Source organism: Sodalis ligni (assembly GCF_016865525.2).
Taxonomy (GTDB): Bacteria; Pseudomonadota; Gammaproteobacteria; order Enterobacterales; family Enterobacteriaceae; genus Acerihabitans; species Acerihabitans ligni.
On sequence record NZ_CP075169.1, the window covers coordinates 4,547,481 to 4,573,080 of the forward strand.

Annotated in this window: 27 protein-coding genes and 4 pseudogenes; 26 read left to right on the forward strand and 5 right to left on the reverse strand. The window is 50.8% G+C overall.

Going from position 1 to position 25,600, the window contains the following annotated elements; translation table 11 throughout:
• The first annotated feature begins 160 nt into the window (after positions 1-160).
• The 17 genes and pseudogenes from GTU79_RS21335 (at position 161) to GTU79_RS30725 (ending at position 9,796) form a co-directional block, all read left to right on the forward strand.
• Positions 161-463 carry a hemolysin XhlA gene (locus GTU79_RS21335; protein ID WP_214513340.1) on the forward strand — a complete coding sequence of 101 codons (303 nt, stop codon included), beginning with the start codon at positions 161-163 and terminating at the stop codon, positions 461-463.
• Positions 464-779: 316 nt separating this feature from the next.
• Positions 780-1,088, forward strand: coding sequence for a hypothetical protein (locus GTU79_RS21340; protein ID WP_203524666.1), 309 nt, complete (start codon positions 780-782; stop codon positions 1,086-1,088).
• A gap of 832 nt (positions 1,089-1,920) precedes the next feature.
• Positions 1,921-2,292, forward strand: a complete 372-nt coding sequence (locus tag GTU79_RS21345; protein WP_203524667.1) for a hypothetical protein — start codon at positions 1,921-1,923, stop codon at positions 2,290-2,292.
• Between the two features lie 35 nt (positions 2,293-2,327).
• A pseudogene (locus tag GTU79_RS21350) lies at positions 2,328-3,153 on the forward strand (YfdQ family protein).
• Positions 3,154-3,245: 92 nt separating this feature from the next.
• On the forward strand, positions 3,246-3,776 hold the full coding sequence (locus GTU79_RS21355; protein ID WP_203524669.1) for an HD family hydrolase: 531 nt from the start codon (positions 3,246-3,248) through the stop codon (positions 3,774-3,776).
• Positions 3,773-4,795 (forward strand): hypothetical protein, encoded by a 1,023-nt coding sequence (locus GTU79_RS21360; RefSeq protein ID WP_203524670.1) that lies wholly within the window; start codon positions 3,773-3,775, stop codon positions 4,793-4,795. Before GTU79_RS21355 ends, GTU79_RS21360 begins: the two co-directional genes overlap by 4 nt.
• Positions 4,795-5,148: a hypothetical protein gene (locus tag GTU79_RS21365; RefSeq protein WP_203524671.1), complete on the forward strand. Its 354-nt coding sequence runs from the start codon at positions 4,795-4,797 to the stop codon at positions 5,146-5,148. Before GTU79_RS21360 ends, GTU79_RS21365 begins: the two co-directional genes overlap by 1 nt.
• A gap of 297 nt (positions 5,149-5,445) precedes the next feature.
• Positions 5,446-5,628, forward strand: a complete 183-nt coding sequence (locus GTU79_RS21370; RefSeq protein WP_214513341.1) for a hypothetical protein — start codon at positions 5,446-5,448, stop codon at positions 5,626-5,628.
• Positions 5,625-5,951, forward strand: coding sequence for a hypothetical protein (locus GTU79_RS21375; RefSeq protein WP_203524673.1), 327 nt, complete (start codon positions 5,625-5,627; stop codon positions 5,949-5,951). The genes GTU79_RS21370 and GTU79_RS21375 overlap by 4 nt, the downstream gene beginning before the upstream one ends.
• Positions 5,952-6,242: 291 nt before the next feature.
• A complete protein-coding gene (locus tag GTU79_RS21380; RefSeq protein ID WP_203524674.1) occupies positions 6,243-6,446 on the forward strand; it encodes an excisionase in 204 nt (67 codons plus the stop codon).
• Complete coding sequence (locus tag GTU79_RS21385; RefSeq protein ID WP_203524675.1) at positions 6,410-7,582, forward strand: site-specific integrase; 1,173 nt, start codon at positions 6,410-6,412, stop codon at positions 7,580-7,582. The genes GTU79_RS21380 and GTU79_RS21385 overlap by 37 nt, the downstream gene beginning before the upstream one ends.
• A 324-nt stretch (positions 7,583-7,906) precedes the next feature.
• Positions 7,907-8,197 (forward strand): annotated as a pseudogene (locus GTU79_RS21390) (integrase arm-type DNA-binding domain-containing protein); the annotation flags it as partial.
• Positions 8,198-8,428: 231 nt separating this feature from the next.
• Entirely contained in the window at positions 8,429-8,680 is a 252-nt protein-coding gene (locus GTU79_RS21395) for a type II toxin-antitoxin system Phd/YefM family antitoxin (protein ID WP_203524676.1), read from the forward strand.
• Entirely contained in the window at positions 8,670-8,951 is a 282-nt protein-coding gene (locus GTU79_RS21400) for a type II toxin-antitoxin system RelE family toxin (RefSeq protein WP_214513342.1), read from the forward strand. The genes GTU79_RS21395 and GTU79_RS21400 overlap by 11 nt, the downstream gene beginning before the upstream one ends.
• A 223-nt stretch (positions 8,952-9,174) precedes the next feature.
• Positions 9,175-9,264, forward strand: a pseudogene (locus tag GTU79_RS31560) (hypothetical protein); the annotation flags it as partial.
• A gap of 213 nt (positions 9,265-9,477) precedes the next feature.
• The gene (locus GTU79_RS30720) at positions 9,478-9,651 is read left to right on the forward strand and encodes a hypothetical protein (RefSeq protein ID WP_253073390.1); all 174 of its coding nucleotides are present in this window, start codon (positions 9,478-9,480) and stop codon (positions 9,649-9,651) included.
• 4 nt (positions 9,652-9,655) lie between these two features.
• The gene (locus GTU79_RS30725) at positions 9,656-9,796 is read left to right on the forward strand and encodes a hypothetical protein (protein WP_253073391.1); all 141 of its coding nucleotides are present in this window, start codon (positions 9,656-9,658) and stop codon (positions 9,794-9,796) included.
• A gap of 102 nt (positions 9,797-9,898) precedes the next feature.
• Here the strand turns inward: GTU79_RS30725 and GTU79_RS21415 are convergent.
• Positions 9,899-10,164: pseudogene (locus GTU79_RS21415) on the reverse strand (hypothetical protein).
• A 477-nt stretch (positions 10,165-10,641) separates the two neighbouring features.
• Between GTU79_RS21415 and GTU79_RS21420 the strand changes: the two are divergent.
• On the forward strand, positions 10,642-10,956 hold the full coding sequence (locus tag GTU79_RS21420) for a hypothetical protein (protein ID WP_214513343.1): 315 nt from the start codon (positions 10,642-10,644) through the stop codon (positions 10,954-10,956).
• A gap of 290 nt (positions 10,957-11,246) precedes the next feature.
• Complete coding sequence (locus GTU79_RS21425) at positions 11,247-11,867, forward strand: DapH/DapD/GlmU-related protein (protein ID WP_203524773.1); 621 nt, start codon at positions 11,247-11,249, stop codon at positions 11,865-11,867.
• 148 nt (positions 11,868-12,015) lie between these two features.
• Here GTU79_RS21425 and GTU79_RS21430 read toward each other — a convergent pair whose 3' ends face one another.
• On the reverse strand, positions 12,016-12,954 hold the full coding sequence (locus GTU79_RS21430; RefSeq protein ID WP_203524681.1) for an AraC family transcriptional regulator: 939 nt from the start codon (positions 12,952-12,954) through the stop codon (positions 12,016-12,018).
• Between the two features lie 144 nt (positions 12,955-13,098).
• Here GTU79_RS21430 and GTU79_RS21435 point away from each other — a divergent pair, with 144 nt between their 5' ends.
• From GTU79_RS21435 to GTU79_RS31030, 3 genes are all read left to right on the forward strand, one after another.
• On the forward strand, positions 13,099-14,007 hold the full coding sequence (locus GTU79_RS21435; protein WP_203524682.1) for an SDR family oxidoreductase: 909 nt from the start codon (positions 13,099-13,101) through the stop codon (positions 14,005-14,007).
• Between the two features lie 68 nt (positions 14,008-14,075).
• Positions 14,076-14,558 (forward strand): GNAT family N-acetyltransferase, encoded by a 483-nt coding sequence (locus GTU79_RS21440; RefSeq protein WP_214513344.1) that lies wholly within the window; start codon positions 14,076-14,078, stop codon positions 14,556-14,558.
• Between the two features lie 302 nt (positions 14,559-14,860).
• Positions 14,861-14,992: a hypothetical protein gene (locus GTU79_RS31030; protein WP_275956904.1), complete on the forward strand. Its 132-nt coding sequence runs from the start codon at positions 14,861-14,863 to the stop codon at positions 14,990-14,992.
• 99 nt (positions 14,993-15,091) lie between these two features.
• Here GTU79_RS31030 and GTU79_RS21445 read toward each other — a convergent pair whose 3' ends face one another.
• A complete protein-coding gene (locus GTU79_RS21445) occupies positions 15,092-20,002 on the reverse strand; it encodes a hypothetical protein (RefSeq protein WP_203524683.1) in 4,911 nt (1,636 codons plus the stop codon).
• A gap of 1,040 nt (positions 20,003-21,042) precedes the next feature.
• Between GTU79_RS21445 and GTU79_RS21450 the strand changes: the two genes are divergently transcribed.
• Positions 21,043-21,189 (forward strand): hypothetical protein, encoded by a 147-nt coding sequence (locus GTU79_RS21450; protein ID WP_165934248.1) that lies wholly within the window; start codon positions 21,043-21,045, stop codon positions 21,187-21,189.
• A gap of 101 nt (positions 21,190-21,290) precedes the next feature.
• Here GTU79_RS21450 and GTU79_RS21455 read toward each other — a convergent pair whose 3' ends face one another.
• Positions 21,291-21,518 carry a hypothetical protein gene (locus GTU79_RS21455; protein WP_203524684.1) on the reverse strand — a complete coding sequence of 76 codons (228 nt, stop codon included), beginning with the start codon at positions 21,516-21,518 and terminating at the stop codon, positions 21,291-21,293.
• A gap of 142 nt (positions 21,519-21,660) precedes the next feature.
• Here GTU79_RS21455 and GTU79_RS21460 point away from each other — a divergent pair, with 142 nt between their 5' ends.
• The gene (locus GTU79_RS21460; protein ID WP_132926499.1) at positions 21,661-22,551 is read left to right on the forward strand and encodes a LysR family transcriptional regulator; all 891 of its coding nucleotides are present in this window, start codon (positions 21,661-21,663) and stop codon (positions 22,549-22,551) included.
• Between the two features lie 240 nt (positions 22,552-22,791).
• Complete coding sequence (locus GTU79_RS21465; protein ID WP_203524685.1) at positions 22,792-24,126, forward strand: gluconate:H+ symporter; 1,335 nt, start codon at positions 22,792-22,794, stop codon at positions 24,124-24,126.
• A 118-nt stretch (positions 24,127-24,244) separates the two neighbouring features.
• On the opposite strand, the gene GTU79_RS21470 is transcribed toward GTU79_RS21465, so the two are convergent.
• Positions 24,245-25,156 (reverse strand): LysR family transcriptional regulator, encoded by a 912-nt coding sequence (locus GTU79_RS21470; protein ID WP_203524686.1) that lies wholly within the window; start codon positions 25,154-25,156, stop codon positions 24,245-24,247.
• A 213-nt stretch (positions 25,157-25,369) separates the two neighbouring features.
• On the opposite strand from GTU79_RS21470, the gene GTU79_RS21475 reads away from it, so the two are divergent.
• Positions 25,370-25,600 carry a zinc-binding dehydrogenase gene (locus tag GTU79_RS21475; RefSeq protein ID WP_203524687.1) on the forward strand — a complete coding sequence of 77 codons (231 nt, stop codon included), beginning with the start codon at positions 25,370-25,372 and terminating at the stop codon, positions 25,598-25,600.

Here is a 25,600-nt window from a genome sequence, read left to right on the forward strand (position 1 = left end):
CGATACTCAATAGCGAAAATGGTTCATCCCAGGAAGCTAAGTGGGCGAAATCTTTAGTCGAAATAAAGGTTGAGGAATAAAGCATGTTCACCGACCAACCGATAACTATTCCACCTTATCAGCAAGGTAGTGTAAGCTATAATTTGACGATAAAAGAAGTATGACTTATGACAATGCACAGTCTGGAAGTGGAAAAAGTGGTGGGGGTAATGATATGCAAAGCAGAATTGCAAAGCTTGAATCTGATGTATCATATATCAGGCGAGATATTGATGAACTGAAACTCGAAGTGAAGTCCGTTGACAAACGGCTATCCAACATAGAAGCCGGTATCACCTCAATGAAAACCACGCTTAAAGCGACGGGAGTGGTTATGGGTTTGGTTTTCGCGTTTTGTACCTATGTTTTCGGAAGTTATGTGTCTAGAATATTGGACGCATTGAATGGGTTAGTGCTGAAATAATCTACTGCCTCCAACCATTTCTCACGAGATTCCCCGATATACCCATCCTGATTTTGAAGGGTCGCCATTAGATAACCCTTCCCCAGGTAAGTACTTTTCAAAATCCCCGCCTAAGTCCAGACGCTCAATTTAAGCGATCCGTTTTCTCTATCAAAAAATTTCGCGTTTCGCTAATATTAATTGTTGACTTTCATTTCGCGTTTCGCTAAAAATATACATCAACAGCGAACAGGCAGGACGCCCACGAAGTAGCCGCCGGTGGCAAATGAATGACCGGATGATTCGCAATAAGACACACAGCAGATGGGGCTTCTAAATGAAAAAATTTAAATGGGTCATTTGTGAGTGCTGCGAAGGAAGTGGGAAAGTCGATAACCCTGCATTCAGCAACGGCATAACTTCCAGTGAATGGGCTGAATGGGGCGAAGAAGACCATCTAAATTATATCGGCGGGTTTTATGACGTCTGCTGCCCATCTTGCCGGGGTAGCGGTAAACGCCAGGTTCCCATCGTTTCCGCGCTTAGTTTCGCTGAAAAACGCGAACTGGTCCAACAACGGAGGGATAACCGGGAACTGGCTGAATGCGACCGCATTCATGCAATGGAACGCATGCTGGGTTGTTAATGCTGCGCCCTTCAGGGCGCTCTACACAATCGCATGAGCACTGTTACGGTGGCCGGCCCATAACCCAATCCATCGTTTTTGCCGACAGTGCTCAGCCGATTGTGTGATCCGGTGATTGTTGGGGTTATCCGCCCTGCAGCTGGTTCGACTCCAGCCGCCCATGGATGCTAACGCATGGCAACCAGGTGAGGCAGTGATAGATGGTGGACGCCGCACTTACGCTGATAAATCCAGGGAACCTGCCGGTGCATGTACGCCGGTCACACCGTGCCGCGCCACCCTTGGTTAGGTGGCAACAATAACACCTGAGAGAACTTCCCTGGGCTTGCCCAGGGAGCCGGGGCAACCAAGTATCCGGCCGCCCGGTCCCCGTTAACGGACCACTTATTCGGGACTGGATGACTTCCACTTCAAGACGGTCCCTATAAATGTCCAGAAAGTGGCGCGACTGGCGCGGGAGGCAGTGACAAGCCGGGAGAGACCGGCACCCAACAGGTAAGAGCATTGACGAGCAAGGCATAGAGGCTGGTTCGATTCCAGGCGCCAGGATTGTTTTATATCTGGTGATGGGCAGGGAAAAGGTCCGTTCGATTCGGACACCGGCAATGCTCTTACCGTTGTGGTGAAAGGTAAATTGTCAGGAGCTTACCTGGTATTTGATTACTTGAAACAAGCGTTGGCGAGTAGGCGCGCTAACTTTCACCACAAACCCATCGCCTTGGAACGCGATAAATGCTGTGTGTAGTTCTTGGCGGTGGCGTCGGCTCTTCAACTCAAAAGGGGTGAAGATAATGTTCTGGCCGGCGCGCCGCCCTTTTTACGCGAGGTAACCATGTCTGAAACAAATCGTGCAACCAATGTCCCGGATTTCTTGGGCGAGCTGGACGGCGGTGTCTTTGAAACCAAAATAGCCAGCGCGCTGAATGAAGTCGCGCTGGGCGTATTAAATAACGGCAGTACTGGCGAGATCACCCTCAAATTTAAAGTGGCGCGCCTGAGTAAATCGCTCGAAGAAAAACGAGTGATGATCACGCACAAAATGTCCTATGTCCGCCCAACGCCGCGCGGCAAATTTTCCGAAGAGGATACGACGGAAACCCCAATGTATGTCAACCGCGGGGGCAAACTGACTATTTTGCTCGAAGATCAAGGGCAGTTGCTCACCTTGGCTGGCGAAATAGACGGCCAGTTGCGCTCCAAATAATTACCCATTTAACCTATTTATTTTAAGGAAAAATAATGGCACAGACTGTTGATTCAACCGCTATCAGCCAGATCAAAGATCTGGTTCTCGGCCAGCAGGTAAACGAACGGCTAAATAACACTACCCTTTCTCCCCTTGTGGCCGTGCCGGACGGAGTGGTATTAAAAAATCTCGAACCCTATCTCACCGGCCGCGTACGTTTTCGCGGTAATTTGTCCACAGCCAGTATCGATGATTTTATCCGATATTCTACCGGTTACGCGGAAGAAGGCGCGCGGTGTTTTATTGACGCAGACAAAATGAGTGCGGTTTCGATTTTCAATCTCGGCACCACTGCATTACCAGGCCACGCGGATAATACCTCGGCACTGACGTTAAAAAGCACCGCGCCGTTCTCTGCCGTTTTGCATATTAATGGCGAGCGAAAATCACAGAAAGACCTGGCCGAATGGATCGAAGATTGGTCGGAATATATTATCGGTTTTTCGTCCGACGGCAACACGATTGATGCCAAAAAATCGGCGGCGGCACTTCGCAAAATTACCATTGAGGCCAACCAGAAAGCTGACTATGAGGACAGTGATTTCAGCGGTAAGCGGTCACTCTTTGAAAGTGTGGAAGCAAAAACGCAGGAAATTATGCCTGTCGCATTTGAATTCAAATGCATTACCTATGAAGGGCTCACTGAGCGCGCAATTAAACTTCGCCTGAGCATTATCAATTCTGATCGCCCTATCCTTGTACTGAGAATTGTACAATTAGAAGACGTTGAGGAAAAATCGCGGCCGAATTTAGGATTTGTTAATCGATAAATTTAAAGGCAGCGTTGTTGAAACCTTCATCGGTAAATTCTCCGCGTAATGATGTGATGCCCGGCAGGCATTAAATAAAAACTTAATTGAATATTGCCACTTGGCAAGGGCTTCGCTCATCCCAAATAGGGGTAATGAATAATGACGTGGATTACAACATTTAGCGGGCATCATTTTGATTATGCCGATCCGGATATTAATTCTATCTGCATTAGCGATATTGCCCATGCATTATCAAATGAATGTCGCTATGCCGGCCACTGCCCACAATTTTATAGTGTTGCCCAGCATTCTGTCCTGACCAGTATGATTGTGCCGCCGGCGTTTGCTCTTGAAGCTCTGCTGCATGACGCCGCTGAAGCGTATTGCAAAGACATACCAAGCCCATTAAAAGCGCTGCTGCCAAGCTATCGTTCTGTAGAGGCCCGTATTGATGCAGTTATCCGGCGTAAATTTGGTTTGCCAGCGGTTAATTCACCAGAAGTCAAGGACGCTGACCTGATCATGCTGGCCACGGAACGCCGTGACCTCGAAATAGATCCGGGCACGGTATGGCCGATGCTGGAGGGGATTCCAGTTGCCGACCTGGTCGTTTTCCCGCTCACGCCCTGCCAGGCGGAACGCGCCTTTTTCGAGCGCTGGGACGAACTTAACCAGAGGATAGCATCATGACTATCAGCGATTTTCAGATCATTAAAATAGACGGCGGCTGGAGAGTGCAACGCGGGATGAGCGAATCCCTGGTTGCCAGGAGTTATATTGAAAACGAATTGTTGTCTGATCTGCTGGATGCATTCTCCGCCGCGCGGCCATCGCTGGGCCTGCATTTTTCCACCCCTGCAGAACTGGCGGCCATGTTAGACCATGTCAGTTGCTTTCATGAATTATCGGCAGAGCTGATCGCAGAGGAAATGTTCAAGGGGGCTATCGCACAGTCGGTTAATGCCTGCACCTGCCCGTCCGGCGATGGATCTCTACGCTGGCCCTGCCCTATTCACCCTCCCACTAGCGCGGAAAAGGCTATACCCACCATCCAGCGTATCGAGCCGATAGAGCCGCAGCGCGATGAAAACGGTTGGTGGTCACATCCAGATTATATCCCGGACCTGGAAGAAGACGCGCTGCGTGTCGAATTCGAGGTGTGGCTTGAGGTTAATGGTGTCGAATGCTCAGCCCGGCTCATGGAGGACGATGTCGAGCCAGACAGCCCGGTGGCTCAGGCATGGGAAAATGGCGACGCCGATTGCAGCATCTGGAACCCGAAACCTCCCGAGGGTGAAGGCTGGTTCCTGGTCTCTGTCCACGATACCGAAGACGGCCCTAGCGCGGTATGGCTGCGCAAACTACCCGACGCCCAGCCGACGACGCCATATGACGCCCTGGTGCGATTCTACCGAAAACTGCATGAAGAGCACCGGGAACTGGAAGGGAAAGCTCAACGGCTGCGTTACCGCTGCGAAAATCTCGATGGGCAATTAAAAGAGCTGAAGGCAGCGCGCTTGACGCCGACAGCACCAGCCGTGCCGGATGGGTGGAAACTGGTTCCGATAACTGCCACGCGTTCGATGATTCAAGCCGGCGCGACAGCAGCACGACAATACATGGAAGAAACCGGCGGCAACAGTCCTTATGTTATCTATCAAGCGATGATTGCCGCCGCCCCATCACCTACCAGCACGGAGGGCAAATAATGGCTACGATAATTACACTCTGCGGATCCAGCCGGTTCAAAGACGCCTTCGAAATTGTGGCGCAGCATTACACAATTCTCGGTCATGTCGTTATCACTATGGGCAATTATGGCCACGTTGATTATCCCCTAGGTGCTAAATACCTCACAAATGATAACGACAACGACGGGGAGGTAAAACGGCGTCTCGATATCCTGCATCTGCAAAAAATCGATATGGCAGATGAGATTATTGTTATTAACGTTGGCGGCTATATAGGCAGCAGCACGACGCGGGAAATCACGTATGCCACCGCGGCTGGAAAAAGTGTCAGATATCTATTTCCTCAACTCACCAGCGGAGAGGGCGAATAATGGCAATCAGATCCATTGAGCACCTAACCGAGGAAGTAATCAAAAACGCTTTCAATGGCACCAATTTCGGTCGCACTGACTTCGCCACGATATTGGCTGAGACGGTGCTTAAGCGCGCTGCTGGCTATCATTCTGGCAGTACCGCTACTGCAATCGCTACACACCTTGGGTTGCTAAGCGCGAAAACCAAAGCGCCACAAAACTGGGGCTGACCTTTGCCCATCATCTTTACTACAAACAAACCGTGCGTGATGCTATCGCCACCCTACCAGCCAGGATACCGAGCTGCTGCCGATATTGATTGAAGCTTACGAGGAAGCGCGGGCCGCCACGGCACCATCGGCAAAATTGCCAGCGGCCTTCAACGTAAAAATGGGTGGCGATAAAGTAACACGCGCCATGTTCCAGGGCATGAACATGATGCGTCAGGACTGTATTAAGGCGCTGCGCGAACAGGGCTATCAGGTGGAGGGGAAATGAAGGCAAGAAATCCGTTGGAGGCTTATGCCGAGAGTTATGAATTAATGGCTAAAATCGGCAATGGTCGGGTCGATTGTTTAAGTGTCTCTATTGATATCCGACAGAATATGATGCCTCTCGTTGACGCCTGCCCACCAGCACAAATGAAACCGAACTCATCAGTTAGCGTTACAAGTTCGATTGAGCTGCGGGCAGAACGGGCAGCCCGGGACCTTGCGAACTATTTTGGGGATGAAGGTGCATTCGACCCGAACATGCCGGAAGAATGGGTTTTGGCAAGCATGACGCGGATTATCTCGGCCGCGTTGCGTGGAGAGGAATGATGGCTATCGACCTTTCTAACTTGAAAACCGGCCATGCAGCCGCAGCGGCCGCCGGCGATAGATTCTATCTCGGCCCTGAGTGTACAAAACACCCTGGTCATGGCCGCGTCAGGTACGTTATCAGTCGTGTGTGCCGGGAATGCAGTCGTGAAAAATGTGCTCGGCATCGGCTGCTTGATCAGTCAAGCCGTACAGATCCTGGCGCGTTTAGCCGCCAGGTGTTTATTCTGGGCGATCCGAAGCGAATAGCGAGCGGGGCCGGAAACGGCCATTAATTTTAGGGGAATTACCATGCTGAGCCTGGATTGTGTGCCGATTTCCGCTTACTGCAAAGAGACCGGCGAAAATGTAGAAGCCATTAACAAACGGATACAAAGGGGATTATGGCGGGAGGGTGTGCACGTATTAAAAGTGGATGGCGTAAAGGAGCGGTGGATTGATTTAACTGAGGTAGCAAAATGGGCCAGGCAGAGCAATGTTTACCACGCGGAGTAACAATCAGGAAAAATAAGACCGGCGACACGCTGATCATTACTTTCACTTATAAAGGGGTTCTTTGCAGGGAACCCTTTTCCCGTCTCGAAGTAAATAACAAAAATATCAAATATGCCGATCGTCTGCTGGGGGAAATACAAAATAAAATTGAGAAAGGCACTTTCATTTATACCGATTATTTCCCGAAATCACCCAAACTATCACTTTTCGGAAACGTGCGGCGCGGGCGGGCCATTATCGACTATCTAACTGAATATCTAAAGATTTGTAAAACCCGGAATCTATCCCCGTCCACTCTCGACGGTTATAAAAAGTGTTTCACCGCCCTTTCCGATTTGCATAAATTACCTGTCACAGATCTGACGCCGGCCATTCTTAAAAACTGGATAATGCAGCGCCAGACCGCACTGAAGACCATCCGGAATCGACTCTCTTTTTTGCGCAGTGCTCTTGATGAGGCGGTGACGGATGGATTGATCAGCATTAACCCCGTTGGCCTGGTCACAGCATCGCGCTACCAGTCTGAGCGCGGCGAGCATGAAAGTGAGTATATTGTTGATCCGCTTAACCCCGATGAGGTCACGGCGCTGCTCCAGGCGGCCGGCAATCAGCAGTGGGAAAACCTCTTCCGCTTTGCGCTCCATACAGGTATGCGTAGTTCGGAGCTCTGTGCGCTGCGCTGGACTGATATAGATTTTATTGGCAAGACGGCTTATATCATTTCCGCCAGCGTCAGCGGAGTGGTTAAGGGTACAAAAACCAAGGCGGGTAAACGGAAAATTGAACTGGATGAGCAGGCATTGTCCGCTCTCAGTAGCCAGAAATTATTTACCTTCTTCCGTGGCGAATATGTCTTCGAAGATCCAAAGACCGGTGAGGCGTGGGCTGGCGCGGATGCCATTCGGAAAAAGGCATGGGTTCCCACACTCCGCAAGGCCGGGATCCGCTATCGGAATCCCTACCAAACCCGTCATACCTATGCCACCCGCCATATCAGCCGCGGCGCGAACCTGTTCTGGTTGGCCGGCCAGATGGGCCACAAAGGGCCGGAAATGCTGTTCCGCCATTACGGCTCATATCTGGAGGAATATGACGGAAATACCGGACGCCAGTCCAGCTCCCAAAATGGAAGTTGAATCGAAAAAACGGACAACGCAGGGATAGCATATGGACGTCAATATGCACGTAAAATGCACGTGGTAAAAATATTTAAAATAAATTATATAATAATCAATAGATTAACTGCATTTATACCGGGGGTTCAAATCCCCCCAGCTCCACCATATTACCTTCTAAAGAAGTCCAAAGAAGACTAAAAAGCCCGCTGACTCAATGAGTTGCGGGCTTTTTTATGTCCTGCGCACTCTGATGTCACCTAATTAAATCCAATCCTTTTGGGCCCATTGATAGGCCCAACAAAATCGCTATTGTTTTCGTTGGGCCTACAAGCACTGAGACTAATCAGGGCAAGACAAACCAAGCCGTTAACCGATACGGAAATCAAAGCACCAAAACCTAAAGATGCCGATTATCTCCTCTATGATGGTGATGGGTTGGCTCTACTTATCAAATCAAGCGGCAGTAAACTCTGGCAGTTTCGCTACTATCGCCCTTTCACCAAACAGCGGACGAAGCAAAGTTTCGGAGCTTATCCAGCCGTCACGCTTTCTGATGCACGTAAACTAAGATCTGAATCGCGCATCTTGCTGGCAAAGCAGATCGATCCACTTGAGCATCAGAAAGAGCAGCTCATTTTCACCTCGGCATATGGGCAGTAATCGAAAGATGATGAGTTAGTGCCGCCTATTCATCAACTCATCATCGCTTAATTATATGTTTTATATGATAAAAAACTAATAATGAACAGGGTTAACAGTTTTGCGTAAAATCTTTTTTTTCCGGCAGACTCGCATAACACTGTTGCTGCCGTTTTGACTTAGTGCTAAATTTAGTATCAAATATCGTACTAAAAAGGACTCGTTATGTCTGTACAACCTATCCTGGCTAATGCGTCGGTGAGTATCAGCGATTTTAAAAAGTCACCCAATGGCGCCCTGAAAGAGGCCCACGGCCAACCGGTGGCGGTGTTGACCAACGGCCATATCTCCGGTTACTACATTTCACCGGAAACATGGGAAGCCATGGTGGATTATCAGGAAGATATCGAACTTGGCAAGATCGCCCGTTCACGGATGAAAGGTAAGCGCGTTAAGGTCAAGCTGGATGAGCTATGAGCTGGAGTTTGAAGAGCATGCCCTTAAGGAGTTTAAAAACTGGGCGCGCCGTTACGGGAGCAGTTCAAAAGAAGTTAAAGAGATTTTGGTCAATCCCCATATTCCCGCCAATCGGCTCAGCGGCATGCCTGATTGTTATAAAATCAAGCTCAGGTCTGCCGGGTATCGGTTGGTTTACCAGGCGATCGATGAAGAGGTGATTGTGCTGGTGCTGGCCGTGGGCAAGCGTGAACGCTCAGAAGTATATAACGCCGCTAAAGCCCGGCTCTAACCGGGTGGCGTGTGCGGCAACAACGATTCAAAATTTGCCTTCATCATCCCATCACTTTTCCACATTGGTATACGTTCAGGTATATCCTGAAATCTGAATTGGAATTAAATCAATATATACCAATGCATTACGTGAAAAATTCAGATTCCGCCAGCGCATGGCGCAAGCCCTGCGGGCTTTTTATGTTAGTGGAATGCTGGGGAGATCTTGTGACTATGCCTAAGATATCCGGCGCTCCCTCGAAAAGGATATCTTTCCCGCCATCGGCGATATCAGCATCACGGACATTAAAGCTCGCATGCTGGTACAGGCTTTCAACGATTACCCCCCCGGCTATCGGAATGGGGCGAAACATGCCCCCCTACCGAAGCCTCAAATACCCGCTGGACATAACTCGATTTATCAGCGAGAGAATGGCATATACCGGCGGAACGCATGAAAATGAACCGGGCGCATAAAACCGAGGCAACCGATGAACAGCCAAACGGTGAATGCAGCGCTGAAGCCAGATTGAGAGAGGTAAAAAATGAACGCTAAACGCATACCGCCAACCAAAACCCATGCCGAAATGGTCTCTGCTTGGATGGGGCAACCGGAATTCAAGGCTGAATACAAAAAGCTGGACGGGGAATTCGCCCTGCTTGATGAGCTGTTGGCCGCACGCAAAAAAAGCCGGCCTCACCCAAGCGCAAGTCGCTGAGCGAATGAGGACCAAAGCAACGTCTATTACACGGCTCGAAAGCGGTTTAGCCTCCGGTACACAAGGACCGTCTTATAACACGCTGAAAAAATATGCCGCTGCGGTAGGAAAAAACTGCAAATCCGTTTTGTATAATTACTCTTAGGGAGCGGCCTGAACGGCGCACACTGATGTACAAGATTTGGCCTCAACGGTTCGTGTCGCTGCTGTCCGTCAATCCGAGGCCATCGGAAACGGTATGCTCTGGCTACTTTTTCCGGATAAGAAAAACAGCAAATGCCGTCAGAACGCCTATCAAGGGCATGGCTCCAGCGCCTGCTAAGAAGTTGTGGTGATCTATTCGCTTTTCCTTGCAGATATCAGCAAAGCGGGCAAGCGCGTGTTTTTATCAGTGGCGCTGACCTCTTCAAATTGTTTCTTATAACCTTGTTCAGTAAGGTAAGAGGCTACGTCCGCGTCTGATTTTTCCAGAACAACGGTTTGCTTACCCTTTTGAAAAAAGTAATCCGGCATTTGGCGCTCCACATAGAAGAGGATATGATTAAATAATATATCCGGTCTAACTTAATTATGTAGACATCTGTCGATATATTCGCATACACCTGATCAACCGCTTGTATTTTAGTTGCTTAATTTCAGCGAAAATTTAAAACAGTACCAGTTAAGATAGCATGCGGAAAAGCTACATATCAATTGTTTCTGTTTGCTGGGTATGGGAATAGCCTGTTTTCATACCAGCCAAACAACTTAAGTCATCGTCATCGATTGCTAAACATTTCTGCTCATTTGCCGATATTACCTCACAGTAATTATCAGTATCCATGGAGGAATATCTATGTGTTACATTAAACCGGCAACTCAAATCTTAGATGTATACTGGGAAGGACCATACTCTTTAGATGCCATCGATGAGGATAGCATCGGCGCTTTTGTAAAGAATGGCACAGCCTCTATCAGATTTATGGAGATCACCCCGCCTACGGTCGCGATGTGCTTTTATACATTGGCAAAACAGAAAGAGGTATAAAAGAAAGATTGTCGGAACATTACAGCCGTTTTTCAAATCAATGTGATGAAGTTAAGATTTTCTTCGCTTCATTTGGAAAATTTACCAGCTGGGCAGAGATGGGTAATGATCATTACAATCCAGTGAATAAAGATGATGGCATGTTAAGCGCTATTGAATCTCTGCTGATTTATGCACATCAGCCCGCTTACAATAGCAAAGCACTTTCCGGCAAGGAATTCGGGGAAAATTTTCGTGTTTTCAACACAGGAGAAGGAAATCACTTATGCCGGAGATAAGCACTCAATTTTATCGTGATGATAAAGACGAATAGATATTATCTCACCGAATGAATACTAAGGAGGTATGAATAGGCAATAAAATAGTAGAACATAGAGACTATTTATTTAAATCCCTGTGATAATGCAATGAATATGGTAACAAGGTGGCGTTGCAACATGAATTTGATTCGCCACAGGTCTTGGACTGCCCATAGGATCGTAGACAGTCCAAGCTGACATCACCCTGTCGTCATTTTTCTTACACAGATGCGCCATAGAGTAGTGCTATCTATCACGAGAGAAAAATGATGACACTGGTTAAATTAGCAGAAACCTGGATCGACCCCAGCGTGCGCTTGCGCGAATGTAAAATCGGCCGACAGTGCGAAGTGCTTGCTAATAGCGCGATGGAATACAGTACGCTGGGTAATTTCTCCTACATCGGCGAATACTGTACCGTTGCCGACGCGCAAATCGGTAAGTTTGTCGCCATTGCCAATAATGTGCGCATCGGCGCCCCCAACCATCCCATGGCGCGCCCGTCACAGCACCGCATCACCTATTGTCCGGAATACTATTCGTCCGGCGCCGTGCGCGATCTGGATTTTTTTGCTCACCGTCGCGAAGACAGCGTTATCATCGGCAACGATGTCTGGATGGGCCATGGCGCGATTATACTGCCTGGCGTCACCATCGGCGATGGCGCGGTAGTGGCTGCCGGAGCGGTGGTCAGTAAAGATGTTGAGCCTTACCAGATTGTGGGCGGCGTACCGGCAAAAACCATTCGTATGCGTTTCTCACCGGAGGTGGGACGCCAGTTACAGCTCATCGCCTGGTGGGACTGGTCACTGGATACAATCATCGAACGGCTGGCTGATTTCCAGGATGAGGACGTTGAGACCTTTTGCGCGAAGTGGGGAAATCAGTGAATCATTTCCGATTCACCCGGAAATATGGGAAGCATTGACCGACTATCGAGAGGATGTCGGACTCGCCAAAATCGCCCGTTTGAGAATAAAAGGTAAGCGTTTTAAGTCGATTTGAACGAACCATGAAATTGAGCGCCGCCACCTGTCATCACTCATCGGTCGTGCCGGGCAGCGGTTCTGCTTGATAGCGCCGGCGGTGTTCTCTCGGCGAGTACCCCAGTACCCGTTTGAATGCCTTGCCGAAGGCGCTTTCCGTACCGTAGCCGATTGACCAGGCGATTTTGGAAACAGGGTCATCAGACGTCTGCAGGCGATCGCTGGCGAGCAATATTCGCCAGTGCGTAAGATATTCCATTGTGGTCATCCCTACCCTTTCCTTGAACCGTTGAGCAAAAACGGTGCGTGACATGCCGACGTGATGAGCGAGTTCCTGTATTTTCCAGGGATGCCCCGGATCGTTGTGCATGCATGCTATCGCGGCCCTCATCTGCGGGTCGGCAAGGGCAAAAAGCCACCCTACGCCCCTGGTTGCCTCGCTCTGCAGGTACAGCCTAAGGGCCTTCACCAGCAAAATATAAGCGAGCTGTTGCGCCACCAGCGATCCCCCCAGCTGAGGATCGCGTAATTCCTCCCTTAAGGATTCCAGCGACCATCGCATCACTTCTTTACTCGACTCGTTGCGGATATGGACGATGGGAGGCAGCGCGTTCAGCAGGATGTCGGCATGCCCGCCGGTCATGAGGAAGTGCCCGCCAAGAACGGAGCATCCGCCCACGGCGTCGGAAAAGAGCGGGACATCCGGCCTGCGCGCGGCCATTTGCACGTCGAAATTCACCGGCGGAGAAGACAGGTCCGTCGCCAGGCAAAACGGCCGGCCGCGGGGAAGGAGGATAGAATCCCCCTCCCCCATGAACACCGGGTCGGTTACTCCCTCCATCGCCAGGAAACATGAACCCGCTACCACTGAGTAGCACTTCAAGCCCCGGTGCTTAGGGAATTGGATACGGGATTTTTCGTTCACCACAAAGCCCCCCGACACATAGGTCTTGAGCTTGAGCAGCGATAACACCTCTGAGAGCGGGTCCATGCAAATCCGTACGATCAAACCAGTAATACGAACTTAAAGAATACATCGTACGGCCCTCTTTTGCTATCGTGACAACTATTGGTAAGAAGAAACGCGAGCGTCCCTCGTTGAGATAACTTATCCATTCACATCAAAGGAACAGCTATGAAAATTTTCCTAACCGGCGCGACCGGGTTTATCGGCACTGCTCTGGTGCCCGAACTCATCAACGCGGGTCATCAGGTGCTTGGGCTGGCGCGATCGGATGACGGGGCGAAACGGCTCATCGCCGCCGGGGCCAAGGTGCATCGCGGCAGCCTTGAGGACCCCGGCAGCCTGCGTCTCGGCGCAGCCGGGTCAGATGGGGTGATCCATTGCGCGTATGACCATGACTTCTCGAAGTTCGAGGAGAGCGGCAAAAAGGAAAGCCGGGCCATTGATGCCCTGGGTTCCGCGCTCATCGGCACGGATCGCCCGTTGGTCATCACCTCGGTAACCGCTATGGGTGCAGCGGCTCCAGGCCGGATCGCCACGGAGGATTATTATATTCCCAACCATCCTATCCCCCGTACCCCTACGGAAAATGCGGGAGCGGCCGTTGCCGATCGGGGGGTGAATGTGTCGGTGGTCCGCCTGCCGCAGGTGCATAATAAGGTCAAGCAGGGCCTCATCAGCCAGCTTATCGGCCTGGCTCGCGACAAAGGGGTTTCGGCTTATGTCGAGGAAGGAGTCAACCGCTGGCCGGCGGCGCATCTTCTGGATGTGGCGCGTCTCTATAGGCTGGCGTTTGAAAAGCATGAGCCGGGCAGCCGATATAACGCGGTGGCAGAGGAAGGCATACCCCTGCGCCAGATAGCGGAAGCCATTGGCAAACTGCTGCAAATCCCTGTGGTCAGCATCCGTGTGGAAGAAGCCCAATCCCATTTCGGCTGGCTGGCCATGTTCGCCGGCATGGATATGCCCGCGTCAAGTCAGCTGACCCGGCAGCGCCTAGGGTGGCATCCCACCGGTCCGGGACTGCTCAGCGATCTTGAGCAAGATGCGCGCACGGATACTCAGGGTGGGAATTTTTAATCATGGGTACTGTTGCCATTTATCTTTGGATATACTTGCCGCAGAGATTCAATCATTTGGCATAGTGTATGGCTTATATATTAGGTTTGCCGACTCCGTCGGATTATGCGGTCCTGTCCACCTGGGTGGCGGATGCCACGGCCTGTATGCGCTGGGCAGGGCCTAATTTACCGTTTCCACTGGATGCGGAAAATTTGCCACAGTTACTGAATGGACAGGATGCGACCAGAAGGAGCTATATATTGTGTAACTCTGAGCGTCCTGGCGATCCCCTCGGATTTGGCCAGGTGGTACAAAAAGAATCCGGCATTAGCCATTTGGCCCGTATTATCATATCCCCGCAAGCCCGTGGGAATGGCCTTGGCCGGGTTCTTTGCCAACAGCTTATCGCCAAAGCAACCGCAGTCAGCAGCATGAACCTATTGACGCTCAATGTGTATCGGGATAATCGAAAAGCCATGGGGTTATATCTGTCCTTGGCTTTGCCGAGGCAGATAAACAACCTCGTTCTGACATGGTTCTCATGCAAAATTATTGAAGTGATGCGTTGAATTTGCGTTTTTTCAGTCCACACTGCGGACAGTTAAATATAGCTTGCTGATAGTGATAGATTCACATAAATATAGCCACTCATCAGAAACACCGTTAATACTGCAGTATTCATCTATATTCTGTAACGTCTTTCCTTGATATTTGCTAATCCAAAAATCTGTTTTATTCATTGCTACTCGCACATATACCACCGATATTCTGAACAGCCGCTGCAAATTTCTCATGCCGATGCAAAAATACTTTGTCTCTGAAAGCACGGTTAGTTAATGTTTCCGCGCTTCTGCATAGTCAGCAGCCGGGCGTGGAAACCCGAGTAAAACAAAGGCGACACAGCACGCGCCTGGATTTGACGCTCAATGCGCTGGAGAGCGTGATGGATGCCGTCTGCCAGGACCCTATCGGCACGGGCAGGCTCAACGCTACCTTACACTAAGCATAGTGAGCTAACACAGAGAATGAGGGCCGGTAAACCAACCACACAGCTAAGGCCCGGCCCCATATTGAAAAAGGGAAAGTCATCAATTCCTATTGCCTAAGGTCCAGCGCCTGCCTCCTGTAAATCAGCAACATAAATTTCAGACGCCGCATAGCTGCCGTTCCCTTTGGCATCGACGCTAAACAGCCCGATGTCATGAAAAACAACCAAGCGATCAAAGGCATTATTGAATTTCATCGCCATCTGCTTTGGCTTGGGATGGCGGGTGTCGGAGATGAGCAGCTCAGCCAACGGCAGGCTGATATGGCCCAGGGAGACCACCGCGCCTTGGTTTTCCTCATCATGGATGCGGAATATTTCGATATAACCGTCGGAAAACCCTAGGGCTACCAGTGCGTTCAGCGAAGAAAACGCCACGCTCGCCAGCCTTCCCATACCGAAGCTTTCCGTGGAACAAGGCCGGCTGCGTTGCAGTTTTATCTGCCGGTCGCCGAAGGTATCATCCAGTACAACTTCATGGGTCAATGTACTGTCATCACGCCGGGTGTAGCCAAGAAAACGCTGGTCTGGGGAAACGAAGTCCGGCTGGTAGCCCTCAGGAGTGCCGCGGTGGGGATTATCCTCGCCCAAAAAAGACCATCCATCATCCCAGGGAGCAAACAGGTCGCCGGTGTCGGTTACCCACCACTCTTTGCCCGGGACGCACGATCCGTCCAGGTTTGCCTCTTTATAGGGAAAGAGATCCTGTGACGCGAGCGGTGAGCCCATAGACGGCATGCTGTAAAATAACGCCGCCTCCGTATGGGACGTGCGGATATGAATCAGTACTACAATACTGCCGTCCGGCGACGTAACAATTTCATCTATCTCCTGATCGGTATTATGGCGATACAGCGGGGTCTTAACCCCATCCGGCGTTTGCGCCCAAATCTGGCCCTCTAGATCGATCCAAAATATCGGCTGCTGTGTTTTCGATAAGGCGAATTTTGTGACTATCGTCCGTTGGCTGGCATGCTCCAGCGCCGGCAGCCAGCGGCGTAGACTGCCTTCGGGGTCAAGCGGCTTGACCGTCACCCCCTCGCGTTCCAGCAGCAAGGCATAGTCTTTCTTTTGCCACTTATGGCCATCGATGTATTCCTTGTCGCTGATAAAGAGCTGCATATCGGGTCGCCGGGCTATCAGTAATGGCGCGGGCAAACGCCAGACGCGGCTCTCGTCCTGCCGCCATTGCCGATGGCTCCAGGCGCTTCCTAATGGTTTATGGGAACGGCAGAGCCAGACAACTTTCTCCAAAGTGGTCCAGAGTGAAAGCGCCTGAAAATCATTAGTCCACTCAACCTTCAGGTGGCGATCCATGCTGAAAGCACGCAGCGCCACGCTGGTAGCATGCAGCAATTCATACCGGCGTTGCACGTCAAGGCGTAGCAGCAGCGCCACCTGGCGTAAACGGGTGTACAGGTCGGACTCCGGCAGCGGCAAAGTATCAACGTCGCTATAATCCATCCCGCACAGTGTCGCCAGGGTAGGATAGATATGATTGGAATAAGTTCGTATCGCCAGCCGATCAAAGCGGGAACGGGGCTCTCGTATGCCATTATTTTTCGCGGGTAAATGGTCGTGGATATCGACAATATCAAAACTGCCGGTAAATAACTCGTAACGGAGCGTCCAATACCTGTCGTCGGGTTTATCCCCCTTCAGGGATAAGGTATGGTAAATCCCATTGAAATGGGCAATATGTAAAATACGATCGCCTATTTTCAGGAACATTTTATTACCGTAGCAAAATGCGCCGTTAAACAGCGGCGGCAACAGAAAATCAATATGAGGTTCTTGCGTGGCCTGCGGGTTGTCTTCAATTTTCTTTCGTAGTGATTCGCCGATATGGTGGGAGTTGGAAAGCTCTACCGGCGAGGCGAAAACAAAATCGCCGCCGTCTATCACATAGGCCACGCGAAACATCGGGGCGGCGGGTTCGCTGGGATGGCGCAACAAGAAGGTGCAGGCGTTTTTTTCGATTGAGAGATAATAATCCGCCTCGCCGATCTTGACGCTCAAATCCTTTTCGTTATGGATATTGGCGTTGTAGCTCAAAATACCGTCGTCATTCAAGGTGTAATTATGGAGCAGCCGACGCCAGTCCTGAACCCGCGGCAATGTCAGATCCCGTTTGCGCCGATGCCGCAAAGGAGACAATTTCAGCCTGAAGGACCGGTCGTCAATTCCGGGCTCAATCATCGACACCCGCTCGCCCTTCACGTTTGTTTTCGCCAGCCAATCGTCGCTGTTATCCAGGGCTTCAGTGTTGCCGGTCTGATGATCAAGGACCCAGCGGCGGTGATTGACTTCAAATGCCGACCATTGCCGGTCGCCGAACTCCAGCATATGAAGCGGGTATACCACCAACACTTGAATAGGCAGATTGCTGGAGAGCGACCAGTAATAGGGGTTGCTTTGCGATGATGGCGCGTACGCATTCTCATCCAGCCGCACGGCGGGATGGCGGTAGTCTGTCAGCAGGCAGCGCGGATTATCGCCGCTGTACAGGCAAAAGTATTTTTTATAAATACCGAACCGACTATGAATATCCAGTTGGGCAAACATTAAATGGCCGTCCGGCATGCGTTCCCCGGTTTCCACCGCTACCATGCTGCTGTTTTGTATTTGCAAAACCGAGTAATCGGTACCTTTTATTGTCAGGGTCAGGGGAGTATTACCATACGCGCCATAGAGAATCGTCCCCTCCAGATCGAGACTTTCGGTAACGATCTTGGGTAATTCCCCTGACACTTTGATAAGCCTAGGCTGTAACGCGCCGAGTCCCACCATCGTTTTGCCGAGCACCGCCAGATAAAGCCTCTTGCTCACGATGCTCAATGAGCGCAAGGCGGCAAAACCCGGGTCCAGGCTATTCAGCGCCTGTTTGCCCATGACATCCGCGAAGTGCCTCATTGAAGAGCTCGTACCGGCGATACCGCCGGCAATCTGTACTGAGGTAGGCACGACATTGCGGAAGATTTCCTGATTCGAGGCGCTGAACATCGGCCCCCTTAACGTCTGACCGGCCCCCACCATTCCTTCCCTGAACAGGCCCAGCCCGGCCTTGACACCGGTAAAGAACAGAGGTAGCCCCACCAGGGCCCCGTCCACCAAACACTCGGCAAAGGCTGCTTGATGCTGGTTATCGATAATGGAATTGATACAGCTGTAAAAGGGAATAACGTATCCGGCCACCGTATCCAAAACCTTTGTCGGCACAGACTCGCCGCCGGTATAACCCCTGGTGTGGATTTGCTGCCGATAGGATTGATAATGGCGCTCGGCGAAGTGCTGCAGGAAAAGCGCCACCGTCTCGTTCGACCGCTTCATCAAGTCGGCGTTCAGCATCGAGGAGATGGCAAGCTTGAATTGAGAAATCATCGACGGCGCCGGCCAATCCACCATAAAAGGTTTTAGGGCGCTGTAATCGTGATGCCCAAGTTTGAGTTCACGCAGAAGGTAACCCTGGGAAGTGGTCTGCAACGTAAACAACCGTTCGGTATCACCCTGTTTGGCCTGGAAAAAAAGCGCATCCGGTTTGCCGAGGTATTGGAAGACAACGCTGGAATAAAACATATCCTGCGGCCGGCGGATCAACTCCAGCTTGGGGATGACCCATTTGATCTCCGACCGCTGAAGAAAGCGCAAATCATCCGCCTGTAACGTCTCATCCCGGACGTCGCTGGGCATAAAGGCCACAGACAGCAGGGCGTTATCCAGATCCCGGATCGTACCGGCAAAGGCATCCACTTGCTGTTGATAAAACGCATCCAGACTGGGCACCCGCTCGCCGTTATCCAGACAGTAAAAACCGGACGGCGACATCAGCAGTTGCTGGACGGATGTCTGCGCGCTCCGCTTGGCATGTCCCTTGGGGAGGCTCAGCGTCACCAACCGGGCATCCGCGCTGCCGCAGGATTGTTTAATCAATTCCGCCGCCGCAGCCTCCCTGCTGCGCCAGGCGGGCCGATGATAAGCGGCCTGATAGTGCGTAAAGCCGTTATACAGGTTACCGACGGTGAGATGACGGGCCTCCAGCTCGGCTTTTAACGCGTCAAAGGCAGCGTCAACGGTATCGGATGCCAGTATTTCCCCTAAACCCAGATCCGGCCGCGCGCGCAGAAAATACAGCAGCAGCCCCAGATACATAATCGGCTCCACGCCGGAGGCCAGCAGGCCCTGGCGATACATACCCACCAATCCGAGACCCAGTTCGATCAGAGAATAATAGGACATCGATTTGAGCTTATCCGGATCCTCCTGATTAATTGCTCGGGCGCCGAATTGCAATAGGGTCCAGGTCAGACTGCCGACCCACAGATTATCCAGATCAACGCCTGTCCGCGTATCGTTATTACCGGTTTCCTGGACACCGGACGCGGCATACAGGCTATTGAGATAAAATATGGGGACTTCTGGGGCTTCGTAATTTTCCCGCCATAGCCGTTGGTTAGCCTCTTGCCCCGCAGGATAGGGCCAGGATTGCACTATTCCGGCAAATTCCTGGTGGGTAATATGGCGCTGGGCGTCAAATAGTTTTACGACACGCAGGATGATACTCTCCTCACCATAAATAAAACGGCACAAAGCCTGCGCAATCAAACTCCGTTGTTGCAGGGGTGTGAGGTTCTCGCCCCGTCGCTCGCCGTAAAGATGACTGCCGTACAGGGTCAGGCGGGCAATATCCGGAATAATGTCCGGTAACCGATCGACGCTTTCAATCAGTTTGGCGCCCAATTGTTTTACATCGACATTTTCGGGATCCACTTTTGCCGCCGCTTTTTTATTTAAATAGATTCCGAGCATGTATTGCGGATCGGAACGGGCAAACCGGGGTGAAGGCGCCGCTTCGCGCTTTACCTTTAAGGAAGAACCTTGTCCCCGCGTCACGGCATGATCATGGCGACGGTTCCCCGACGAAGAGGCATATCGGGGCGCCTGCGGCTCTATAACGAGGTCTCGTGACATCTTTAGCGTTCGACCAGCGTAGATTGCCGCCAGATTATTATCGCCAGTGGGCAACGTTGCTTGCGTCTGCCCTTCCCTTTGCCAAGGCGACAACACCATCAGGGCGCAAATAAACCGTTCCGCTAAATTTTTAGGCTTTGCCGGCAATCCTCCTATAGCAGACATGGGGTTGCAATGAGTCACTTTCTCACTCTGCAGACTTTGCGCAAGGTAATAAAGATCGCGACCGGTTAAAGGATCATTGTTCCGGACATTGCCATGGTTAATGGAATATGCCGCCGTGAAATAATGATTAAGATATTTTTAGAGGTATCCCCTGGAGACCCTGATAGGCCGCTGGTGAATGGATTGACCGATCAATGTTATTCATCATATTGAGTACCTATCTTATTTCCAGGCATTGTATATTTTGATCGCAGCGTATAAAACGATGGCCAAATAAACCTTATTCAAGGAATGACTATAATGGCAGAAATATTAATTAAAATAGATTTATCCAGGTTTTTCTTTGTTAAAGATATCAATAATACAATATAAATACATTCTTATATAGAATTACATATCGTGTTTTTCTGAATACACTGAATTGATATAAAATATATCATCACTGACTGATTATAGAATTCAAAGACATTTATTGTTAAAGAGATATTTCCAAGAAAAATCTCGAAAAGCGATTTTTACGTGCTTTTGAACTTCAATATTACATATCCATGGCGATAATTTATTACCCCGAAATATAACAAACCCGTCGGCAAAATTATTACATTGGCGAAAGGCTGTTTCACCGGCCGGCTCATAATAAACGTCTCGGCGGCTATCGCAACGTTGATTCTTACGCATCCCTTCAGGCTTGGTTTACCGCCACAGTCAAGGGATTTGTACAGCGGTATGGGAAAATTCGGTCTTGAATAACTCTTTCAGTTATTTTGAACATATTAGCCAAAAATTTTTCTGGACTATTTTATTAATGCTCGTTAATATTAGTTCATCGAAAGCAAAAAGCTTTCACCCTTACAACGAGAACACAGGATACCATCATGAAAAAGACAATCGCAGCACTCGCACTCATCGCCGCCATGGTCGCACCGGCAGTCTCGATGGCCGCCCAGAACGATTATCAGGATTATGCCCATACCTACCCGGTAAGCCAGGGCAATGCCCATCATGTTAACACCGCTGAATAACAGCCCGGCTAACTGATACAAAAATTTTCATCATAACGCCCCTCCCTGGAGCATCGCTACTGGGGAGGGGCTTTTATTTGCAGGTAAGCAGTAATTCACGCTCAAAAAAGACTGACCTCCATTCTTTTTTCACTTGAATACCCCTCGCTCAACAGTTGGTACTTCGCCAGCGCTTCACGGCTGTTTTTTGCCAGAACGTGCAAATGTGAAATGGCGAAACTCTGGCATAATGCCGCACGTATAATTTCTCCGGCGTCCGGATCGTCCAAAGACTGCGGGGTTACCACTTCCCCTTTCAGTAAAAAGATAAAGCGTTGTTTTGACATCATGATCTCCTGAGTAAACCCCGGTAGTAACCAGTGCGGGACGTGATGGTTATCACATGTGCGCGCCCTGAGGCCCATAAAGAGTAGATAGCAAAAAGCGATTTAAATATAATCACTTATTCTCTTCTTTCGATAACCAATTGGAATGGATACTCTGCTCTTGCGTGCCTTTGTCCTGTTGGCGGAGACACAAAACTATCGTGAGGCGTCGCAACGGCTTTTCATTACCCAGCCTGCGCTGTCAAAAAAGATCAAACTGCTGGAAAACGAGCTGGGCCTGACCCTGTTTGTCCGGGGAAGACACGGCGCTCAACTGACCCATGCTGGAGTGCTGCTGCTGGAGAAAGCGCGTGAACTGGTGGAGCAAGGGGAAGCGTTGCGGCATTATGCTCTCGATATTGCGAAAGGGACCAAGGGAAATCTGGCCATCGGTTTTGGCATTTCCGGCATTAAAATCGCGCCGGACTGGGTGGCGCGCTTTCGCCGGGCCTATCCGGATGTCATCGTCAGCCTGGAGGATATTTCTTCCACCCAACAGACCGCCCAACTGTTATCCGGCCAGCTGCAATTGGCTTTTATGCGCATGCCGGTGGAACCGCCGCTTACCGGACTTAAACTTATTTCCGAATCACTGGTGCTGGCGGTGAAGAAAAAAACGGTACCGGCAACCACCGACCTCCAGGACTATCAGCTCATTGCTTCGCAGCCCTTTATCCAACTGTCTGCGGAAAAAGGACCGGGCCTGTTCCGGCAAATAGAACTGTTTCTGGAATTTAACCACATCGTTCCAAATATCGTGCAGCGGACGCGGGACCTGCAAACCATGCTGGCCTTGGTGGTCGCCGGTGTAGGCGTAGCCGTCGTGCCGGAAAGTACGGTTTATATTGCCCCCGAAGGCATAGATATGATCCCGCTGCGGGGCCCTTATGCCCATTGGGACGTGGGAATGTTTTGGAACCCCGCCCTGGCGGATCCGCTGCGGGATCTCTTTATCGCCATGGTGCAGAGTGCCAATGAAGGCGACCCGGCGGCATGACGGCTGTGTTTACCTTCGCCCTTGATAAACACTTCAACGAGATTAATTTATCTCAAACCCTGGTTAGGCTTCGATGGTGAAAATTCTGTGATCAATTTCACAGAATTCAACGTCTTTAACATAGTATGGTAGTATGGAGAGTAAATGAGGATCATTATCAGATAACATCTCGTTAAGGAAATTTTGAGGCCATGCTGAGAATTAGATCATATCCATAGTGTTTATAATAAGGTCAAGAGTATGGCGCATATAATGCCTTTATTGTGGGTTTTAGTCGGGATAGCGGTGTTGGTAATATTGATTGTTAAAGTCAAAATGCACACTATTTTGGCGTTAATGGTCTCGGCAATTTTTCTTGCATTTGCCGAAGGAATGCCCATCGATAAAATAGTCGCCACGATACAAATGGGGCTAAGCAGTATTTTAGGCACGCTAACCCTGATTGTTATTTTTGGCGCCGTGATCGGTAAATTAATGACGGAATCCGGTGCATCGCAGCAGATTTCCGATACTATTATCAACCTGCTGGGCGTGCGCTACCTGCAATATGCATTGTTGATCATCGGTACTATTTTCGGCATGGCCATGTTTTATGAGGTGGCGTTTTTGATTACCGCGCCGCTGGTGATAAGCATAGCGAAAAAAGCCAATATTCCCTATATGAGATTAATTGTGCCTTTGGTGGCCGGCGCAACCATGGGGCACAGCATTTTTCCGCCGCAGCCGGGACCTATGGCGTTAACCACCGCGTTTCATGCCAATATCTCGCTGGTCTATATCTTTGGCCTGATAGTTATCATTCCCTCCATAATCTGTTCCGGCATCATATTGACAAAATTCATTCCGGGCATCGATAAAATGCCGCTGGGTGACATTATGGCGCCCCCCGAGTTCAAACCCGCCAACGAGCTGCCGGGGTTCGGCATCAGTTTATTGGTGCCGTTGCTGCCTGCTATCTTGATGATTTTCTCGTCAATCATCCGGCTGATAGTGGATAAAGACAGCGAGCTGTTCAAGGTGGCAGCCTTTCTCGGCAGCGCCGAAATCAGCATGCTGATTGCCGTGCTGGTAGGCATTTTCGCACTGGGCGTTTTAAGGGGAAAAAGCGGCCAGCAGATTACGGACACCTTAAGCGTCGCCATCTCCGGCGTATCAAACGTGTTATTGGTCATTGCCGCCGGCGGCATCATGAAAGAAGTGATTATCAACACCGGCGTCGGCAACGCCATTGTCAGCATGGTGGGGAATATTCCGGTTTCGCCGCTGATTCTGGCATGGCTCATTACCGTCATTATACGTATCCTGACCGGGCAAGGCGCCGTAGCCGCCATCACCGCCGCGGGCATTGTGGCGCCCATGATTGATGCTTTCCACGTCAATCCGGTCTTGATGGTATTGGTGTGCGCGGTGGGCAGCAATACCATGACATTGATGTATGACGGCGGGTTTCTTTTATTTCAGCAGTCATTCAAGATTTCCATGAAAGACACCTTTAAAACCTGGGGATTATTGGAGCTGGTAAATTCTCTGGTGGGGCTGGCGGTGGTGATGCTACTGAGCCTGTTTGTCCACTGAACACCAGCGGACCTAGCAGACCTTCGGCCACGACAAAGTCTCCCGGTTTATGACGTCGGTTATCATAGCCACATACGATGGCGGGACGTGTCCCGCCCTAGCATGGTGCGGTAATAGCTTACCCGTCCCAGGGAGGACTTGGCTGGAAGGCGTCCACAAGAAAATTGATCATGACGCGGGTCTTGGCCGGGAACGCATTGCGGGTTGAGTAAACCAGATGTATACCGCCCAGATCCGCAGGCTCCGCATCCAGATTAGCGCTTTCAAGTTCGCCGCGGGCAATCGCGCCGGCAACAATGAATTCCGGTTCATAAATGATCCCCAGCCCGGCGACGGCCGCCGCCAGCAGCGCATCCCCATTGTTCGCCCATAAGTTTCCCTTTATCGCGATTTTTTTGTCGCGCTTAGCGCCAAAAAACCACTCATCGGTATGGGCAGCGGCGGAAATCGTCGAACCAAGACAGTTATACCGGCGCAGTTCAGCAATCCGCTCCGGCCAGCCGTAACGCCGCCAATACGCGGGCGCGGCGCACACCACCATCGAGCAATCGGCCAGCTTGCGCGACACTAAGCGATTGTCTTTCAGCGGTCCGACCCGGATGGTCAAATCCCAGCCTTCATCGATAAGATCCACGATACGATCGTTTAATCCCAGCTCCACCGTGACGTTAGGGTGTTGATGGGAAAAGGCCGTAATCAATGGCGCAATATAACGGCTGCCAAAAGACAATGGCGCGTTGAGTCTCAATACGCCGCTGGCATCGACCCGCTGGGAAGCCAGTAGATTTTCAACGTCATCCAGCTCCGGCAACAGCCGGTTTACCACCTGAAGGTACTGCTGCCCCGCCTCGGTCAGACTTAGCTTACGCGTACTCCGCTGGAATAACCTTGCCCCCAGGCGCGTCTCCAGCGCATCAAGATGCTTGGTGGCCATGGCCGGCGACAAGCCGAGCTGCCGCGCCGCGCCGGATATACTGCCGACACGCGCGGAACGAGAGAAAACCTGCATTCCGGTGATGCGATCAAGCATTGATTTCTCACTGAGAGTAAGAGCTGAATTTATTAATGAGCAGATTATCATGCCGTCAGGAGAAATATATTATCGATCTGACTTTCAACGCCATGAACCGTCGGGAAAGATCATGGTTGCGGCCAGCATAAATCCGCCGGATCTAAAACTCATCTCCGGCCGGATGTTTGCTGTCTTTCCGCTGAGATTCGCCCAGGCGCCATCCTGCTGACATTGACCGATTGGACATTGATGGATAACGGCGCAATCTGTGGCGCTTTTGTCCAGCTCACCACTAGCGCCGCGTTGCTCGGAAATATTGCGCAATTGGTTTACGCCGGACAGCTGCGGGTGATTACGGATAGCGCCTATCCGTTGGCGCAGGCGCGCAACGCGCTGGGAAAGGTCGCTTTTGGCCATGGGGCGGGTAAGGTCCTGGTATCGGTCCAGTCCGCGGGCCGATAA

Coding starts and splice junctions, on each gene's coding strand:
- GTU79_RS21470 (WP_203524686.1), bottom strand. CDS start 25,156: ATGCTTGATCGCATCACCGGAATGCAGGTTTTCTCTCGTTCCGCGCGT.
- GTU79_RS21465 (WP_203524685.1), top strand. CDS start 22,792: ATGGCGCATATAATGCCTTTATTGTGGGTTTTAGTCGGGATAGCGGTG.
- GTU79_RS21430 (WP_203524681.1), bottom strand. CDS start 12,954: ATGGACCCGCTCTCAGAGGTGTTATCGCTGCTCAAGCTCAAGACCTAT.
- GTU79_RS21355 (WP_203524669.1), top strand. CDS start 3,246: ATGACGTGGATTACAACATTTAGCGGGCATCATTTTGATTATGCCGAT.
- GTU79_RS21360 (WP_203524670.1), top strand. CDS start 3,773: ATGACTATCAGCGATTTTCAGATCATTAAAATAGACGGCGGCTGGAGA.
- GTU79_RS21450 (WP_165934248.1), top strand. CDS start 21,043: ATGAAAAAGACAATCGCAGCACTCGCACTCATCGCCGCCATGGTCGCA.
- GTU79_RS21445 (WP_203524683.1), bottom strand. CDS start 20,002: ATGTCACGAGACCTCGTTATAGAGCCGCAGGCGCCCCGATATGCCTCT.
- GTU79_RS21425 (WP_203524773.1), top strand. CDS start 11,247: ATGACACTGGTTAAATTAGCAGAAACCTGGATCGACCCCAGCGTGCGC.
- GTU79_RS21345 (WP_203524667.1), top strand. CDS start 1,921: ATGTCTGAAACAAATCGTGCAACCAATGTCCCGGATTTCTTGGGCGAG.
- GTU79_RS21365 (WP_203524671.1), top strand. CDS start 4,795: ATGGCTACGATAATTACACTCTGCGGATCCAGCCGGTTCAAAGACGCC.
- GTU79_RS21395 (WP_203524676.1), top strand. CDS start 8,429: ATGTCTGTACAACCTATCCTGGCTAATGCGTCGGTGAGTATCAGCGAT.
- GTU79_RS21380 (WP_203524674.1), top strand. CDS start 6,243: ATGCTGAGCCTGGATTGTGTGCCGATTTCCGCTTACTGCAAAGAGACC.
- GTU79_RS21335 (WP_214513340.1), top strand. CDS start 161: ATGACTTATGACAATGCACAGTCTGGAAGTGGAAAAAGTGGTGGGGGT.
- GTU79_RS21340 (WP_203524666.1), top strand. CDS start 780: ATGAAAAAATTTAAATGGGTCATTTGTGAGTGCTGCGAAGGAAGTGGG.
- GTU79_RS21455 (WP_203524684.1), bottom strand. CDS start 21,518: ATGATGTCAAAACAACGCTTTATCTTTTTACTGAAAGGGGAAGTGGTA.
- GTU79_RS21440 (WP_214513344.1), top strand. CDS start 14,076: ATGGCTTATATATTAGGTTTGCCGACTCCGTCGGATTATGCGGTCCTG.
- GTU79_RS30725 (WP_253073391.1), top strand. CDS start 9,656: ATGAGGACCAAAGCAACGTCTATTACACGGCTCGAAAGCGGTTTAGCC.
- GTU79_RS21400 (WP_214513342.1), top strand. CDS start 8,670: ATGAGCTATGAGCTGGAGTTTGAAGAGCATGCCCTTAAGGAGTTTAAA.
- GTU79_RS21435 (WP_203524682.1), top strand. CDS start 13,099: ATGAAAATTTTCCTAACCGGCGCGACCGGGTTTATCGGCACTGCTCTG.
- GTU79_RS30720 (WP_253073390.1), top strand. CDS start 9,478: ATGAACGCTAAACGCATACCGCCAACCAAAACCCATGCCGAAATGGTC.
- GTU79_RS21460 (WP_132926499.1), top strand. CDS start 21,661: ATGGATACTCTGCTCTTGCGTGCCTTTGTCCTGTTGGCGGAGACACAA.
- GTU79_RS21385 (WP_203524675.1), top strand. CDS start 6,410: ATGGGCCAGGCAGAGCAATGTTTACCACGCGGAGTAACAATCAGGAAA.
- GTU79_RS21375 (WP_203524673.1), top strand. CDS start 5,625: ATGAAGGCAAGAAATCCGTTGGAGGCTTATGCCGAGAGTTATGAATTA.